General features: G+C 50.4%; 16 protein-coding genes. 5 read left to right on the plus strand and 11 right to left on the minus strand.

From position 1 onward, the window contains the following. Nucleotides 1-10 precede the first annotated feature (10 nt). The 8 genes from BUB94_RS02710 to BUB94_RS02745 form a co-directional block, all read right to left on the minus strand. Entirely contained in the window at nt 11-2,482 is a 2,472-nt protein-coding gene (locus BUB94_RS02710) for a putative LPS assembly protein LptD (protein WP_254793646.1), read from the minus strand. A 120-nt stretch (nt 2,483-2,602) separates the two neighbouring features. Further along, the gene (locus tag BUB94_RS02715; RefSeq protein WP_073156227.1) at nt 2,603-3,421 is read right to left on the minus strand and encodes a S41 family peptidase; all 819 of its coding nucleotides are present in this window, start codon (nt 3,419-3,421) and stop codon (nt 2,603-2,605) included. Nucleotides 3,422-3,494: 73 nt separating this feature from the next. Further along, on the minus strand, nt 3,495-4,613 hold the full coding sequence (locus BUB94_RS02720; protein WP_073234022.1) for a hypothetical protein: 1,119 nt from the start codon (nt 4,611-4,613) through the stop codon (nt 3,495-3,497). 10 nt (nt 4,614-4,623) lie between these two features. Further along, on the minus strand, nt 4,624-5,430 hold the full coding sequence (locus BUB94_RS02725; RefSeq protein WP_073234024.1) for a metal ABC transporter permease: 807 nt from the start codon (nt 5,428-5,430) through the stop codon (nt 4,624-4,626). A 1-nt stretch (nt 5,431) separates the two neighbouring features. Beyond that, on the minus strand, nt 5,432-6,115 hold the full coding sequence (locus BUB94_RS02730) for an HAD family hydrolase (protein WP_073234026.1): 684 nt from the start codon (nt 6,113-6,115) through the stop codon (nt 5,432-5,434). Between the two features lie 9 nt (nt 6,116-6,124). Further along, entirely contained in the window at nt 6,125-7,432 is a 1,308-nt protein-coding gene (locus BUB94_RS02735) for a deoxyguanosinetriphosphate triphosphohydrolase (protein ID WP_073156215.1), read from the minus strand. Between the two features lie 101 nt (nt 7,433-7,533). After that, the gene (locus tag BUB94_RS02740) at nt 7,534-9,684 is read right to left on the minus strand and encodes a cytochrome c biogenesis protein (protein ID WP_083538054.1); all 2,151 of its coding nucleotides are present in this window, start codon (nt 9,682-9,684) and stop codon (nt 7,534-7,536) included. Next, nucleotides 9,681-10,673, minus strand: coding sequence for a metallophosphoesterase (locus BUB94_RS02745; RefSeq protein WP_254793648.1), 993 nt, complete (start codon nt 10,671-10,673; stop codon nt 9,681-9,683). The genes BUB94_RS02740 and BUB94_RS02745 overlap by 4 nt, the downstream gene beginning before the upstream one ends. Before the next feature lie 64 nt (nt 10,674-10,737). On the opposite strand from BUB94_RS02745, the gene BUB94_RS02750 reads away from it, so the two are divergent. The 3 genes from BUB94_RS02750 to BUB94_RS02760 all read left to right on the plus strand — a co-directional run bounded on the left by BUB94_RS02750 (nt 10,738) and on the right by BUB94_RS02760 (nt 12,782). Next, nucleotides 10,738-10,956: a hypothetical protein gene (locus BUB94_RS02750; protein WP_073234032.1), complete on the plus strand. Its 219-nt coding sequence runs from the start codon at nt 10,738-10,740 to the stop codon at nt 10,954-10,956. Between the two features lie 320 nt (nt 10,957-11,276). Then, the gene (locus BUB94_RS02755; protein ID WP_073156207.1) at nt 11,277-11,813 is read left to right on the plus strand and encodes a DUF5662 family protein; all 537 of its coding nucleotides are present in this window, start codon (nt 11,277-11,279) and stop codon (nt 11,811-11,813) included. 21 nt (nt 11,814-11,834) lie between these two features. Next, the gene (locus BUB94_RS02760; protein ID WP_073234034.1) at nt 11,835-12,782 is read left to right on the plus strand and encodes a YeiH family protein; all 948 of its coding nucleotides are present in this window, start codon (nt 11,835-11,837) and stop codon (nt 12,780-12,782) included. A 131-nt stretch (nt 12,783-12,913) separates the two neighbouring features. Here the strand turns inward: BUB94_RS02760 and BUB94_RS02765 are convergent, their stop codons facing one another. Together BUB94_RS02765 and BUB94_RS02770 are read right to left on the minus strand one after the other, a co-directional pair. Then, nucleotides 12,914-13,726 (minus strand): Rpn family recombination-promoting nuclease/putative transposase, encoded by an 813-nt coding sequence (locus BUB94_RS02765; protein WP_073156202.1) that lies wholly within the window; start codon nt 13,724-13,726, stop codon nt 12,914-12,916. Nucleotides 13,727-13,956: 230 nt separating this feature from the next. Next, on the minus strand, nt 13,957-14,391 hold the full coding sequence (locus BUB94_RS02770; RefSeq protein WP_175547626.1) for a DUF6434 domain-containing protein: 435 nt from the start codon (nt 14,389-14,391) through the stop codon (nt 13,957-13,959). Nucleotides 14,392-14,518: 127 nt separating this feature from the next. Here BUB94_RS02770 and BUB94_RS02775 point away from each other — a divergent pair, with 127 nt between their 5' ends. Continuing rightward, the gene (locus tag BUB94_RS02775; RefSeq protein ID WP_073156200.1) at nt 14,519-15,352 is read left to right on the plus strand and encodes a CvfB family protein; all 834 of its coding nucleotides are present in this window, start codon (nt 14,519-14,521) and stop codon (nt 15,350-15,352) included. A gap of 107 nt (nt 15,353-15,459) precedes the next feature. Here the strand turns inward: BUB94_RS02775 and BUB94_RS02780 are convergent, their stop codons facing one another. Then, the gene (locus BUB94_RS02780; RefSeq protein ID WP_073234036.1) at nt 15,460-16,152 is read right to left on the minus strand and encodes an OmpA family protein; all 693 of its coding nucleotides are present in this window, start codon (nt 16,150-16,152) and stop codon (nt 15,460-15,462) included. A 147-nt stretch (nt 16,153-16,299) separates the two neighbouring features. Here BUB94_RS02780 and BUB94_RS02785 point away from each other — a divergent pair, with 147 nt between their 5' ends. Continuing rightward, nucleotides 16,300-17,352, plus strand: coding sequence for a hypothetical protein (locus BUB94_RS02785; RefSeq protein WP_073156196.1), 1,053 nt, complete (start codon nt 16,300-16,302; stop codon nt 17,350-17,352). The last annotated feature ends 20 nt before the right edge of the window (nt 17,353-17,372 follow it).

The raw sequence follows: 17,372 nt of genomic DNA on the forward strand, positions 1-17,372 counted from the left end.
TACCAAACAGTTATTTTGACGTTTCCGTACTACCGGCATTCAGCTTCAGGTCAGGCAAATCACGCACATAAATGGAGAAGCTCCATCCAGCCGCAGGTCCCGTGGGAGTCCAGCTAAAGTCAAGTTGCCAGCAATGCAGTACACGGTTAAAGGTAAAGCTATGGGTCACAAAGCGGCCTTCGTTATAGTTGTAACGGGTGCTATAAGTCATTTCCCAGTTACGCGTCGGCTGAAGGCTTGCGCTAATGCCTGTAGAATGGGTCACCTGATCCTGGAACAAATCCCTAGAGACTCGGCTACTGCTAAAGGAATAACTGTAATCGAGGCCAAAAGTCCATTTCAGCATTTCATACTTTTCCATCTGCGACGGAAGACCACCGTTGAATTCACCACTCCAGCTAAAATGCTTGGAGAAGTCATAACCCCAGTAAGTCAACTCAGGCTCCTGGACCTTATTAGGTTCCTCGGTATACTTGTGATAGAAACTGTGACGGGTATTGATGGTAAACAGGTAATCCGGCAGAATCTGGAAGCCAAAGCTAGACGTAATATCCGAGAAGTTCAGGGAGTCTGCGGCAAAGTTGTAGGACACGTTATGGCGAGTCGTCAAGAGACGACGGGTACCATACTGATCTTCAACAGCCTTGGCGGTATCGCCCTTTGAAGTATCGGGCTTGTAGCCAGCCACCTTCAAGTACTTAATGTCAAAGTCATTATTCAGGCCAAAGCCAACCGTTTTCTGCTTAGTCTGATAGGGAGTCTGCCCCAGCAACGGATGAGGAGCGAACTTCTTGACCGTATCGATTTCAGGAGCGTAAGTGTAAGAAACGCTGGGAGAAAGCACATGACGCACACCGGTAAACCGCCCAATTTCGGGAACCCAGATACCATAGAGTTTCGTATCGGCAGTAATGCTGTAATTGTGATTGTAGGCGAACTGACCGTAGTCATCGTGTTCGGGATCCAACAGATAACGCTTGCGGTACTTCAGGGAATCTTCGGGATTGATCCAGCCCGTACCCGTCCAATAACCCGTGAAGGTGGCGCGAGGCGTCAGGTTGATTACGTCGAAAAGATGACCGGAATAGTCTAAAGAATAAGTTCCCGTGTAACCCACATACTGAGCCGTCGTATCCGTCTCGTTGATGGTATCCTGGGCCCTGCGGGTGTAGTAGTTAAAGCGGTTGTTAAAGCTATAGTTAAACTTTTCCAGGTACGACTGGATAGATCCATCTTCGGCAGCGATTTCGTCTTCGTCGACTTCGAACTCGAAAAGCTGGCCGCTCATGCGGTACTGCACGTCAGGAATCTGACGTTCCATAAGGTCCGTCACCAAGTTGTGCTGTTGGCTAGCCTTTACCGTCAAGCTCTTGTTGGTTCCGAATTTTCCGGAGTAAGTCAACTGGGCGTTGGCCTGCTGGTTCAAGATTGTTTCGGCATCCAGGGCGTTATCCTTACGGACACTCTGGCTACTGACGAAGGAGCCGGAACCGCTCAAGGTGTGCTTGCCATCGGGCGTCAAGTTCTGATTATGACTGAAGCGGATATCGTAGCCGCTATTTCCAAAGTCAAACTCTTCCAGGTAAGACGTATAGGAGATGTTTCCATCCAGCACATAACGCTTCCTGTATCGGACTTCCCCGGTCAAGGTTGAACGTTCAAATCTTGCTTCTTCACCTTCAATAATATCGCCCTTCACCGTGGCATCCCAGTAGTCGTTGGGCGCGTAGTAGAAACCCAGGTTACTCATGTAGTAGCCCTGCTTCTGGTCGCCACCGAACTTAGGAGTCAGAATACCGGATTTACGGCCACTCTTCAGGGGAGCCACAATCATTGGGAGTACGGCCACAGGCACGTCGGCAATGTTCAGCACCACCGGTCGGGCAGTAATGGTTTCCTTGGGTTTCACCACCATTCGACGGCCATAGAAATAGAAGTGCTGGTGCGTGGAATCGTTACAGGTACTAAAGTCGCCACGGGCAATCTGAATTCGCTGGTCGGGCAAACGTCTCACTTCCATGCCGTTCAGCTGCTGGTTATCCTGGTATGTCGTAGCGTAATAGATTTCACCGATGCGGCTCTTCATGTTGTACTTCAACCGCATACCCGACAAGGAGGGATTCTTGGTCTCCCTCAGCACCGGATCGCCGCTGGCCATAAGCACCGCATTTTCCTGGTCGAACATGATGGTGTCTGCATCCAGGGTGGCCGTCCTATACTTCAACTGGGCGCTGTTGTTCAAGTTGAACGTTGCCGTTTCCACATTATATTCCAGATCCACAGCTCGATACTCAATGGTATCCGTCCCTGTGGTATCATTCATCCAATCCACTTCTGTGGTGTCTTCTTCCACCTGTTCCCGCTCCTCCAGTTCAAAGCGGGTCAACTCCTGACCGAACACGGCAGGAGCCAAGGCTGTCAAAAACAACAAAACAGCCCACAGAATTGCACTAAAGTGCCTATGGGTTCTAGATAAAATCACTTCGGCGGGGAAATTTAGAATAATGGAAAAAAAGAATTTTTTTACGATATGAAAAAAGCCTGCGAATTACCGCAGACTTTTATTGTTAATTTGTATAAAAGCAGATTGTCTAAGCCGAAATTACTTCAGCACGGCATTCTTACCGCTTACAGAACCATTCAGTTCGATGGTCACCATGTAACGGCCAGCCGGGGTAGCTTCGCCATTCCACTTCACGGTGTTGAAGCCCTTCACCACGTTTTCCTGGAGGCGGGCCACTTCGGCACCATCGGCATTCATGATGGTAATGTTGGCAGTACCTTCAGACTTAACATTGAAGCTGATTGCAGAGCGGGTAAAGCCCTTCAAGGCAGCAGAGCCAACCTTGCCGGTAGAAGCCTTGACCTTGGGAGCAAATTCGTTTGCCTTTTCTACATAGATGCCGTTCAGGTTGGTGGCGTTTACCTTTTCGCCGGAACCGATGGCATTACCATGCTTCAGCACGGCCACCAGTTGCTTGTCGGACTGACTTGCGCTGGCGTAGGTTTCCAATTCGGCAGCTTCGAATTCAGTCTTGTTGCCATACCAGGCTTCTACGTTCTTGGAGTCCAGATCCTTAACGGTAATCTGGGCACGGCGGATGGTAGCGGTATAGGTTTCGCCTTCGCTGATATAGGTGATTTCAAGAGGCTTGTTCACCTGACCGCGGAGCTGTTCCTTAGAAAATTCAATGTCCTGACCCTTCAGGCTGACACCGTCTACAGCAGTAATCACATCACCGGCCTGGAGCTTGGTTTCGGCAGCGGGGGTTCCCGGAATCACTTCGGCAACCTTAACACCATCGCGGAGCTGATAAATGGTAACGCCAATACCACCGAAAGATTCACTTTCGGCGAAAGCGGAAGAGGCTGCCATACCGAATGCGGCAGCAAACAAAGAAGCCTTGATAACACTCTTCATAAAATTCTCCTTGATTAAACTTTCTCTACAGATATATATAAAAAACTACTTGGATGGTCAACAGCACCTAGGGCTATTCCATCATCATCCCCTCTTCTTCTTCGCCATCATCGTAATCATCCATGGTCTTTTCGCCAGGAACGATCACCAGACCCAGGGTAACAGGTTCCCCCTTGGAGTTTAGGTAAGCTTCCAGGTACAGCGAACTGGATAGACGGAGCAGTCGCAGGTCCAGCATTTTGCCACCCTTATGGATGCTCTTGGGATTCAGGTCAAAGAAAAGGAAGGTGTCGTTGATATATTCGAAGCGGTCTTTCTCGTAGTTGATGGACCATTCCGTGTCGCCATCGTTTTCCTGACGGTAAACACACTTGTCATGGTCGATGTCGCATTCAAAGCTGGCGCTTTCCTGATACTTCTTGTTCCATTCACGGCTAAAGGAACAGGACTGCACACGGCCGGCGCCGTTGCGTTGCTTGTTCAGCTGGTCGTTAATGACAACATAATCCATCTTGAAGTTCTTTACCTGTTCATACACATTGCGAAGAATGATGTAGGCGTCGATATCCTTGGGGCACTTGCCAGAAATGTTCACATCTTCGTGGGCCTTCAGCAAGGTCTGCTGCATATCGATATCGATGGCATCGGGAATCTCGCTTTCCTTGATTTTATCCAGCACCTTCTTGGGCGGAATCACCACCACCTTGTCGCCCTTCTTGACGGCATAGCCCAGCTGGTCGCGAACGTAGTCAAGGCACTGCTGCACGTGGATATGAACCGTATTGGAACCGCCAGACACAAAGTCCACGCCAATGCTCACATTCCATTCGCCGGCGGAACTGCCGGAGTTCTTGTCCAGGTTACAGAAAGGTTCTTCGCGGATACCGTCAATGTAGATCACACGGGCGTTCAGCTTGGTCACCAGGGAGGCTTCCTTATCCATCATACCGCCCAGGCTCCAGAAGTTAGGATTCAGGCGGAGCACTTCGGCAAAAGCCTTGTCGCCATCCAGGGCCGGCAACAGGGAATCGTTGCGGGCATTCTTCTCTTGCAGCAATTCGGAATACTCGGTCTTGACGGTCATGTTGCTGAAGCCGTTACGGGAAGCAGGTTCCGAAAAGGCCACCGCAGCCGCAATGAACAGCGAACAATGAGCCACCAACAGAGCAAAAAACAGACTTGACTTTTTCATTTAGAACTCCTTAAGCCCTACGCAATTTCTTTACGGCAAAGTGAAGCGCATAAACAAGGACGCCACAGGCAATGATTGTCGGCCCCACCACAAAGTTCAACTGGCAGGCCAACATAAGCCCGGTCACCACAAGGACCAGCGAAAACACCACCGACATGACCATCATCTGGGCCAGGTTCTTGGCGTAGCATTCCGCAATGTAGGCGGGAATGGTCAGCAGGGCAATCACAAGAATCATGCCCACAGCCTGCACCGCAATAACCACAGTCAAGGCAATCAGCGCAATCAGGGCCATATAGTAAGTCAACACAGGCAATCCTTGCACCCGGGCAAATTCAGGATCGTAGGAGATGGCCAGGAACTTCCGGAAGTTGACCACCACGGCCACAAGAATCACCACAAGGAGTGCCACCATCCAATACAGCAGTTCCGAAGGTACCGTCAGAAGACTACCGAACAGAAAACTCATCATTTCGCCACTGTAACCGGGAGTCAAGTCCGTGAGGATCACGCCCAGGGCCATACCGCCAGCCCAGATGACGCCAATAAAGGTATCGGAGTTCTTTCGGTCTCGCCAGGTGAGAATGCCCATGAGCATGGCACAGGCCACCGCAAAACCCAGGGAGCCCAGCATAGGAGAGAATCCAAGTAGAGCCGCCAGACCCACGCCGCCAAAAGAGGCATGAGCCACGCCCCCAGCCAAGGAAGTCAGGCGGTTCACCACCACAAAAGTTCCCATGACGCCGCAAGCCACAGCCACCAGGACTGCCGCCACCAAGGCGTTCTGCATAAACTCCATCGACAAAAGTTCAAGCATATTACTTCATTCTCTTTGCCAATTCCGGCAAGATACTTGTCAAATGCAAAAGGGAGGGAATATAGAAGTTCACCCAGCTAGGCACGTCGGGAACTGGGTTCACCAGAATGGTGGTCCAGCCGCGACGATGGGCAGGTTCCAGATTGCGGACAGAATCGTCCAGCAGTACAATCTGGGAAGGATCCGCCGGAGTGCCGTTGGCAAAGAACATCTCGGGGACCTTCTTGGCCAACCAGCGTTCCGCCTTTTCGTAGGCGCTGTCGTGGGGCTTTCCAATCCAGTCCATCTGCTTCAGGTCGAAAACATCCTCGAAGCACTGACGCACACCCATATGTTCCATGCCCGCTTCGCTCCAGTCCCTGCGGCCATTGGTAAACACGAAACGGTGTCCGGCAAGCCCCATAATCAGGTTCGCCTTTGCCGGAGAATGCTTGGGGTAAGTCAGATATTCCGGTTCATGAATGAAATCGAAAAAGGTTTCCGGATCCACACCGTGCATAGCCTGGAGGCCCGCCAATGTGGTACCAAAACGCTTCAGGTAATCCTTACGGATCTGGTGAGCCGTTTCAAAATCAGTACCGGTTGCCTTCTGCACCATCAACGAAATGCGATGGTCCAGGGAATCGATGACATTATGTTCATCGGCACCATAAATGGTAAGGTCATAGTCAAATAGCCAAATCATAACACACTCTTAGTAACCCATGGCCAAGCCGCCAATCTGGCGTGCCAAGTAGGTTGCATAATTATCGGTCATTCCGCTGACAAAATCCAGCACCTGGTGGTAGGCTTCGGCGGCCGTTACGCTCTGGCCGATTTTCGCCTGGCCGATCAGACGTACAATTCGGTCTGCGCGGTAGGAATTCTTACCGTTCTTGCGGAAGTCATAAACACCATTGATGAAGGCGTCCAATACGGTACTCAGGGTGGTATAACTACCCACTTCCAGTTCCGTCTTGCGGCGGTCGGGATAAATTCGTTCTACGCCCAGGCGCTTGGCAATCTTGATGCCGTCCATCACCTCGGACTTAGACAGGTCCGTCAGATGTTTTACCGGTTCGCCATTCATGATTTCTTCGTAATGCTTTACGAAAGTCACAGCCACATCATCAATCAGATTCTGGATGGCCAGGCCGCGGATACTGCTGAGGAAGTCACGGAAGTTCTGGCCGTTTTCCTGATATTCGCGGTCAATATCTACGTCCGGTCCACACAGGTAGCTGAACATTCCCCTGACGTCACCGAAAGTCAAAATGCCAAGTTCAATGGCGTCTTCCACGTCCAAAATACTGTAGCAGATATCGTCGGCCGCTTCCATCAGGTAAACCAGCGGATGACGGACCCACTTGCCCGTTTCCAGTTCCGGGAGGCCCAAGGTGTAGGCCGTCATGCGGTAAAGATCCGCCTCGGTAGAGAAAAGGCTGGTGGGAGTTCCAAACTTGGCCAACTGGGGATACTTGATCATGGCTCCAATAGTCGCATAAGTCAGGCGCATACCACCATCAAGGAAGTGGTATTCCAGCTTGCTCAAAATGCGGTGGCCCTGGGCATTACCGTCGAAGTTTTCGAAGTCGGCGATTTCGTCGGGTTTCAAATCCTGCATGGCCGGGGAATGGCGGTTCTTGCGGAACCATTCGCGAATGGCGGCTTCACCGGCGTGACCAAAGGGAGGGTTGCCAATATCGTGGGCAAGACAAGCTGACTGTACAATGGTACCGAACTGGTATTCGTTAATGTACTTGGGCAGGTACTTCTTGATCAGGTGATAAACTGTAATGGCCAGGCTACGGCCAACGCTACTGACTTCGATACTGTGGGTCAGTCGGCTGTGAACATGGTCATTTACAGAAAAAGGATGCACCTGGGTCTTGCGGCCCAACCGCCTAAATGCCGTAGAAAAAACAATGCGGTCATAATCGCGGTGAAAATCAGAACGGTTCGGGTCCTGATCAGCAGGGTGCCCATAACGCGTAGCAGAAAGCAAAGTATCCCATTGTAGCATGGAATACAATTTAGAAAATTACGAAGTACGGATTATGATGTACGAGAGTAAATTAGTCGGCTACGCCGAGATTTTCCATTTCGTAATTCGTAATTCATAAATCATAATTTTAAAGTTCCCCGGTTATGACTATTCAAATAAAAAATCACACCAAGATTAGCTAGAATAAAGATCAAAAGCCATATGACGGTTCCGCTTTGGAAGCCATAACTATGAAGCCCAACACCCAGCAAGTTAATGCCAAACCAGCAAAGGAATGTGATAATCACATTAAAGCTATTCAACAGAGCGAAGGTCCGTTCGCTAACAAGGCGACCGCCACGAAGATGCAAGGTCAGCATGGCCCACAGGCAAACAAAAAGGGCTCCGCATTCCTTAGGGTCAAACCCCCAAAAACGCCCCCAGGCATAATCCGCCCACACGCCACCAAGCAAGGTTCCCAAAATGGAGAATCCTGCACCGAAAACCAAGGTACCGAAAAGCAGTTTGGAAATGTTCTGGATTTTTTCTGTAGCCTCAGGATATCGAGTCTGGCGGAACAGCGCCACATGGGCTACAACGCCAGAAAGAATCATTCCCGCAAAGCCTAATGCAATGGTAAAAACGTGAAGGGTTAGGAACACACCGGAATTCAAAACAGCAGGAATGGGCTGGAACAAATCGCCCGGTTCCAAGATAAACTTAGCGAAGAACAGCAGAACCGCAGCCATCAAGGTCACGGGAATAATTAGGGAGAACGTTCGCTTTTTGCAAAAAATGAACGCACCAAATTCAAAGGCTTCCAAAAGCAAGGCCACCAACAGCACGATTTCATACAAACTAGAAAGAGGCGAACGGCCCGTAATATAAAGACGCAGGGCGAAGGCAGCAGCCAAGGTGGCAGCCGTCGCGGCAGCCATGGAGTTCGCCGCCACATCAAGCGCACGTTTTTTGAAAATGGAATTGACGGAGGCTAGTACGCAGCCCAAGAAAGCCAAGATAAAGGCGATGAGGGCGAAATTGACGTGGTTATAGAAAACTTCTGCCTTAAATTTTTTTGTCTGTTCCGGAGTTGTCTCAGCTACCTTAAAGTCACCACGTTGTATAGCTTCAAAAAGTTGAAGATTGGCAAGGAGACGTTGCATTTCCTGTGTGGCGGGATGACCGTCCTTACGGCTAGCGTAAATTTCCAGTTGAGAGCGGGAGGCATTTAAATCATTGTAGCTGACATAACGTTTGTTTTCTGGCAAGTGAAGAGCCTGCAGCACATCGCTACGGAGAACCTTAAAGATTTTTTCTTCTAAAACAAACTTCTCAAAATCTGAAATTTGAATAAAATACAGGATCTTACAAGCAGAGCCATCTGCAATGCGGCCTTTATGAGTCACGCGACCACTAAATTCATTCAACACCCCACGAGCAAAAGAATCATAGGGACGCAAAACACCATTTACAAGCACAGGATCTTCGGGTGCATCGAGAACTCCAGCGGTTACACTATCAGGGATAAAGACAATTTCAGTCGCATTTGCTCTAGGCGTACAAATCATGCCTGCCATGACGATTAAAAGTGCCGGTAAAACCTTTACCACATTCATTCCAGGCCCTGCGCGGTTCCCATGACTACGGCAGACCTTTACAGCATAATGGAAAATGGCACTTAACAAAAACAAGGCCATGAAGGCGTACGGCACAAATTTGAAGGGATCATAGGTAGCGGTATAAAGATCCACCTTCATGCCGAACATATCCACCTGGCCCTTGTAGAACGTAAAATAGGGATAGCCCTCCCCTACCTCCACCGCACTTGTATTCAGGCTATCGTCAACAGTGTAGAATGTAATGGGCTTTGAGGATTCAGCAGCGCGAAAACCATTGTATTCCTGGCGGAACTCAGAACCCACAAGGCTACCCACCAAAAGAACCAGCAGGGCAATGTGCATCCCATAAAGCCCTAGGTTACGCCAACCTGAGGGAACAAGCCTGCCCGAGTCCACCCGAGAGAAAATCCGCGGCATGCGGTACATCATGGAGGCAACAAGATGTAAGGCCCCCACAACCGCTAACGTTTTAAAAGCAGGTAGCGGTACTACGCCTAACGCCCATAAAAAATAACTACCGAAAAAACGATCCGCCGCCAAAGCGGCCCCCTCGTTCCCAGCAGCAGCCTGCCCTAAAGTCCCCCAGAAAGTCAGCAACAAAAAAGCCACCAGCAAAACGCAGGTTACCTTCAGGGAGGCAAATTTCCTTAAAGCGGCGGAGATGCGGGTCATCGTCCGACCCACACGAATTTAGATTCGTCCAGCTTTTGTTCCCCGTCGAAGCGGTAGCAGGCCAGCCGACCATTTCCAAGGTGCCCTGCGATACTAAAGTCCAGGCAGCAAACGTTGTGACGAATCAGGCGGGGTTCACCCGTCAGCCAATAATGTCCAAAGAATACAGGGCGTTCGTCCTCCCCATAAAAGCCGCGAGAACGAATTTCCGGTTTTACGTCACAACCCTCGGGCATGGTCACACCCGGCTGTAAACTCAATTCCTGCAAAGAGGCCTTAGCAGGGTCCACCCACCAACGCAAGCGGGTCCTGTAACGCTTAACATTTTCACCATCAAAGAAGAACTGACGATTAGGCAGTTCCATTTCCGGTCCCTTCAACAGCATATCGATAGGCCAGAAAAGGGAATCCCCATATTCATTGTCTTCATCATTGGCACGGAAAATCAATTCGTCAAAATTTCCGTCGGCAAAGCAATGGATGCCCGCAGCCTTCAGCAGCTCAACAGCCCGCGGATGAAAACTGGCGTGCTGAGCCCTGAAACTTTCCGTTTCCAGGTAGAAGGGCAAGGTCTTGGCGAATTCCTTCATCTCCTTGAATTCATCCTTGCGCCCCACAAAATCCGTCACCGTCCTGGAATGAACCGCCACCTTGTTGAAGGTATGCTCACGAAGATAATTCTGCCCCACCTTTTTCAGGTAGCGGGGCCCTTCGTTCTTCTGCCAAAAACTGAGCATGTTGAATTCATGGTTCCCCATAAGGGCAATGGCAGAACCCGCATCCCGCATGGCCCGCACCAAATTCAGCGTGGAACGCACATTTGGGCCGCGATCCACATAATCCCCAAGGAACACCACCATACGTTCATTGCCCGGGTAACGGAACGCACCCGCAGACTCCACATAGCCCAGCTTTTTCAGCAAGGCCTTCAGACACTCACAATGCCCGTGGATATCACCAATGAAATCGATGGAATTCTTACAAGTCACAAGACAAATATAAAAGTTTTGAGAAAAGAGCCAGCGGGATTTCCCGTCTGGCTCCTTGTTTTGAATGTCGGATTATATTTTAGTCCTTGCCACAATCGGGCATGGTTTCACCCTCGTCACAACGTTAACAAAGATTAAGGATTTCATCACACCCTTAAACAACTTTGTCTACGATTCCGAGGGAAATCTCATCGAGGACCGTTCCAAGTCCCTGAAATCTCCTATGATTGGATCTATGGACTACTTCGGCGCCCGTTATCTCGACCCCATGCTCGGATTGTAGACCAGCGAGAGAAGAACGTTTTGACTATTGCTTTGAAACATACCCGGTGTTTCCCCCTTTTGATGTGCTATTGCACTGATACATACCCATGTGTTCATGGCTAGAAAGCAGATACGAGTTATCAGATACCAGATATGAGTCATCATAATCGCGCCGGAGGCGCCTAACTTTATAATTCGTAGTTCATATCTCATAATTCATATCTAAGTCCCTGGATTCTTCGACTCCGTGCTTCGCACTCCGCTCAGAATGACGCCACACTCTTCACCATTCACAGTCCACTATTCACTAATTCCCCTCTCTTTTCTAAATTTGCGTTCATGTTTCACCCTATCCGACATTTCATTACCATCACAAGGCACAGGAACGAAGTGATTCGCCTCTGCTTCAAGGCGGGTATCGGTTTCCAGGGGCTTTTCCACGATCTTTCCAAGTACAGCCCCACGGAATTCATTCCCGGTTGCAAATATTATACCGGAAAGGAATCGCCTAACAATGGAGAGCGTCGGGATACAGGTTACAGCCTGGCCTGGATGCATCACAAGGGCAGAAACAAGCATCATTTTGAATTCTGGTACGACTACGAAATGGCAACGAAGAAAATCGTGCCCATGCCGATGCCCGACCGTTACATCAAGGAAATGTTCTGCGACCGCGTGGCCGCCTCCAAGACCTACGGCGGCAAGGATTACGACCGCACCGCACCCCTGATGTACTTGACCAAGAGTACTGCCCGCGAAAAGATGGAAGAGAACACCTACAAGAAACTTCTGTACCTCTTGACCATGCTTGCGGAAAAGGGCGAAAAAGAAACACTGGCTTTTATTAGAAAAAACAGAGTACTCCCTACGGATTAACGAATCCATCAAGAGGAAAACATGAAAGAAAAAATCGCAAAAATCGCCTTTGTCGCATTAATTCTTGCAGCCTGCTGCCCCCGCGTAGCATCCTGGATGGCCCTCATGGCAGGTATCGTCTACGCCTTTGTTTTTGGCGGTCCAGCCTTCCCCAAGTTCGCCAAGAAGACCCAGAAGTATCTGCTTCAGGGTTGCGTGGTTGGCCTGGGCTTCGGCATGAACCTGCAGGCGGCTCTCGCCAGCGGTAAGGACGGCATGATGTTCACCATCATCTCTGTGGCTACCGTCATGGTTCTGGGTTTTGTCGTAGGCAAGATCATCAAGGTGGATTCCAAGACTTCTTACCTGGTCAGCAGCGGTACCGCTATTTGCGGTGGTTCCGCCATCGCGGCAGTCGCTCCCGTTGTAGACGCCGACGACAAGCAGATGAGCATGTCCCTGGGCACCATCTTCGTGCTGAACGCCTTGGCTCTCCTCATCTTCCCTCCCCTGGGCCACTTCTTCGGTCTCGATAACCAGCAGTTCGGCGAATGGGCTGCCATCGCTATCCATGACACCAGTTCCGTGGTGGGTGCAGCAGCAGCCTACAGCGACGAATCCCTGCAGGTGGCCGCCATGGTCAAGTGCACCCGCGCTCTCTGGATTTTGCCCCTGGCTCTTGTTACCATGCTGTTCTTCCGCAAGAACGCCGGCAAGGGCAAGCTGAATGTGGTCCCCTGGTTCATCTTCCTGTTCGCCATCGCCATGGTCATTAACACCTACCTGTTCCCGGCCATCGGCGTTCCTGCAGCAGTCGGCACCACCATCGTCGCCATCGCCAAGCGTGGCTTTGCCGTTACTTTGTTCCTTATTGGTACAGGCCTCTCCAAGGCTGCTCTCCAGAAGTGCGGTCCCAAGCCCTTTATCCAGGGCGTGATCCTGTGGCTCGCCATCGGCATCGGAAGCCTTCTGGTAATCAAGGGATTCTAATTTTCAGAAACCATTCCTCTTGATTTTAAAGAGAGTTTAGATGGGTAAAGCGAAAATTTTTCTTAAAATAATTTAAAACAAAGGGTCGCGCCATTATTGGTGCGACCTTTTACGCTTTTTAAGAATTTATATTACAGGGCTTTTATCTCTTCGGGGGTAAGGCCTGTTTGTTTGGCAATAACTTCTAATGAAATTCCCGCATCACGAAAGCCCTTGGCAAGTTCCTTGCAGGCCTCGGCACGGCCCTCTTCACGACCCTCTTCACGACCCTCTTCACGTTCGTCTTCAAGCATGTCTTTAAACGTCATGTAGTCGCTCCTTGTCTTAGGGTCCTTGTGGTAGAAATCCACCTTGTCGCTGATGGCTTTCGTTGCTGCAGATGAGGCTTCGTCGGTTGCGAAATACTTGAGGTAGTCGCGAACGGATTCATCGGTTACAGCGCCGTACCTGCTAAAATTACAAAAATATTTGTAGGTGAGATCGCCCAAAGTCAAGCTAGGATCGTTCTTCTCACGATTTTCGAATTCGTAGATGGGACGTTCCTGTCCGAAGATGTCCGTAGGGCACAGAAAAATAATGTATTGTTCCTTGAGTTCCTTGTACTTGTGAGTGTTTCCCATGGTTTCAGTATCGCTAATTCCCTGGTAGTATCGAGCTCTCAACGGCAATTCCTTGGTATCGACCATCTGCATCTCCAGATCGAAAGTGCGACCAATTCCATTGCACTCCTCCTTGACCAAAACGTCGAAGCGGATGTATTTCTTGTTCGGGTCGGCCTGCTGGTGGGCCTCGCCGACGACACTTACGCGTTCGATCTCAATTTTCAGAAGAGCCTTTAGGAAAGGCTTTGCAATCGCCTCGTCGCTGAAAACTTTCACAAACATGAAATTGTCGCGAATGGTGAGTTCTTCTAGAGGCTTGTATTTCTTCTTTTTGCAGTCCATTTTTCCTCCACGTTAAAAGTTCTGCATACTATTAACACGCAGGAAAATTCCTAATGACTCAGTTTTTGTAGAAAAATTTTGTTTACCTGAATTATCTGAAGAATGCAATTTCCTATGATTGGAGAGTCATGATTTATGAATTAAACGCATGATGCTCTTGGGAGAAGTCTTTAGTGAAAAATTCAAAGAGACGAAGACAAAGTTTTCCAAGTTGGGTATATCCGTCGGATTTACTTTTTTAGCGCCACCAGGTCCGTCTTTTCGTAACGGTTATGTCCGATTAAAGACTTCTTGTATTTCCAGCAACAGACGGCATCTTCCAGGGAACGGCCCTTGTTGTCGGCAAAGAAGTCGCGGATGTAGGCGTTGTATTCCTGCAGGTTTCCTACAGGAGACTTGTGATCTTTCTTTTCTTTCAGGATGCGTTCGTAGGCGCAGATGGCTTCCTGGTAGGTGCGGCCTGCATTGGACTTCAGCCAGTTCTGGAACTGCACGTTGAAAGAGAATGCCTTGCCAATATGCATCTTGAAAAAGGCGCGATGCTTTTCGGAGCAGACAAAATCGTCTTCGATAAAAGTCTGCAGGCCGATGGTTTCCACCGCAGGCTTTGCGGTGCGCACACGATTCTGCGCCGACATTCTTTCTTGAGCTATTCTAAGTTCCATTTGTTTTTACCACCTAACACTCCCCCACCTCATCTAGGAAGGGGGCGCCAAATATACTATATTTTGTAGAAGTCGGCTGTAAAATATCACAGTTGCAACAAATAAAACTGAACGGAAAGGCTTTTTTATGGATCTCGGAAGATATAACCGTGCCCGCGTAGAAGAAATTACCCCCCAGGGCTACTACCTGGAACTGGAAAGCGGCGACCGCGTGCTGCTCCCCGGCAACCGCGAAAAATTCACTCTTGAAGAAGGCGAAATCCTGGACGTGTTCGTGTACACCGACAGTGAAGACCGCCCCATCGCCACTTTGGAAAAGCCCTACGCCCAGGTAGGTGAATTCGCCGTGCTTGACGTCAAGGACGTAAACCGTTTCGGCGCCTTCCTGGACTGGGGTCTGAACAAGGACCTGTTCCTCCCCTTCAAGCAGCAGCTGGGCGAACTGCAGCGTGGCGACCGTTGCGTGGTGTTCATTCTTGTTGACGACAAGAGTAACCGAATCGTGGCCACCGAAAAAATCAAGAGCTTCCTGGATCCGGACACCAGCGAACTTCATGTGGGTCAGCGCGTCCAGCTGGCCGCCTACGAAGTCACCAAGGACCACGTAGACTTCCTGGTGGATTACCGCTACACCGGCCGCCTCATGCTCACTCCCGGCATGGAACGTATCTACATCGGCGACACCATGCCCGGCTTTATCCAGCGCTTTACCGCCGATGGAAAGATCACCTTGAACCTTTCCCCCATCGGCTACAAGGGCCTTATGAAGAGCGACAGCCCGGCAGCCATCCTCCGCAAGCTTGAAGAAGCGGGCGGCAGCCTCCCCTACGGCGACCACACCGACCCCGAAGTGATCCGCCAGGAATTCGGCATGTCCAAGAAGACTTTCAAGAAGCTTCTGGGCACCCTCTTCCGCGATGGCAAGATTTACATCAGCGAAGACGGAATCAGCCTGGTTTAAAAAGCAGTCTATAAAACAGCTTATAAAAAGACGAAGGACTTCCCATAAGGAAGTCCTTTTTTAATAGTTAGACGTTCTGACCCGAAGTCAAAAATAATTCTTGGAAATTATTCTTCCGAAAGAACCACCAGTTCGATACGGCGGTTGGCCTTGCGACCTGCTTCGGTGGAGTTGTCGGCCTTGGGCTGGCTGGAACCATAACCGTTAGCCTTGAGGCGACCTTCGGAAATACCCTTGCTCACCATGTAATCCTTGACGCTGTAGGCGCGTTCCTGGCTCAGGCGATCGTTCAGTTCGTCGCTGCCTTCGGAACTGGTATGGCCCTGGATTTCCACGAGGGCCTTGGGGTTGCGCTTCAGGCCTGCAATGGCTGCGTCCAGAGTCTTGAGAGATGTGGGCACCAGTTCGGCACTGCCTGCCTTGAAGGTGACGCCAGTCAGTTCGGCACGGGTATCGTCGAAGGTAACGGTGATGCCGCCGGAGCTTGCGGTCTTGGAAACATAAGGGGTATTACCGCATTCGAAGGGGCCGGTCAAACTTTCACAAAGGATGGTGTAAGTTTCTTCGCGGGGAATGTGGAAGCTGGCTTCGCCATACTGGTCAGTGGTAATGACAAGCTTGTTCTTGGGATTGTTCTGACCGACGAAAGTCAGCTTCTTGTGAGACTGGGGAACATCGTCGTAATTGGTGTAGGTCACGTTCAAGACAGCGTGAGTCTTGTTGGGAACAAGGTCCCTGGCAAAAGCGGCACCAAAGCCAACCAGAACGGACATCGCAAGAGCAAAAAACTTCCTATTCATAGCACATCCCTTTAAATGTATGCAATTCCATTTTGCGACCCAAATTTAATTAATTCTTGAGGCAAGAACTAGGCTTGAACCCTTGCAAATGTTATTGTAAAAGCTAATTTTACCATCGAAAATTTTCGCCTTATTATAGGAGTTCTTATGAAGTTCAACAAGATCGCAGCAGCCCTCGTCATGAGCCTTGCCGCAAGCACCGCGGCATTCGCCGCCGACGCCACCGACAACATGAGCCTCAAGGGCAACGTCCAGACCCAGGTCACCAAGTCCATCGCCGACGAAGACAACAACTTCAGCTCCGGCTGGATCCGCGCCAACATCGGCGGCCAGTACAAGAGCGAAAGCCTTGACGGTTTGATCATGCTCCGCATCTTCGCTCCGGAATTCGGCAACAAGCTCTCCAACGGCGAAAAGGCCTCCAACTACGACAAGATCCTGGCAGACCTCTACTGGGTAAACTACAAGTGGGCTCCCACCGCCAACGACAACGTCAACCTGAAGATCGGTCGCTGGAAGACTGACTGGTCTCAGTCCACCAACTTCGGTACCTATATCGACAAGGACCTGACCAAGCGCGGCCTCTGGATGCGCGATTACAGCCACAACGCTGTTGAACTGGGCTGGAAGCACGGCCTGAACCAGTTGAACGCCATGGTCGCCACCAAGAACGGCACCGCCAACCAGGGCTACATCCGTGTCGAAGACGACATGAAGTTCACCTTCCCCCTTGAAATGAAGGTCGCTTACCGTTCTAACCTCATCGACGTGGTCCAGAACACCGCCGCCATCACCCACCGTGTTGCAGCATACGCCAGCTACACCTTCGCACCCAACCTCCGCCTCTACGGTGAATACGCCTGCCTCTACACCGAAGACCAGGACATCAATACCGCCGTCGAAAACTACATCGCTCCGGAATCCAAGTACTTCACCCAGGGTGACTACGTCCAGCCCTTCTACGCCGGCGTTGAAATTCCCACCTTCGGCATCCTCAGCAACCTGATGTTCGAAATGGAATACATCAAGGACCGCGAAGAAAAGATCCACTTCGCCAAGGACAACAAGATGGATGACCTGGCATGGACCGTGGCTCTCGTGAAGAACATCGGCAAGTCCAAGCTCCAGTTCAGCGTCTACAGCGAAGACGAAGTGAGCGACGTGGGCCTGGCATTCCGCCTGACCAGCACCATCAAGTAATTACAAGCCGAGAGTCGCGG

It is taken from the genome of Fibrobacter sp. UWH9 (genome assembly GCF_900129715.1).
GTDB lineage: Bacteria > Fibrobacterota > Fibrobacteria > Fibrobacterales > Fibrobacteraceae > Fibrobacter.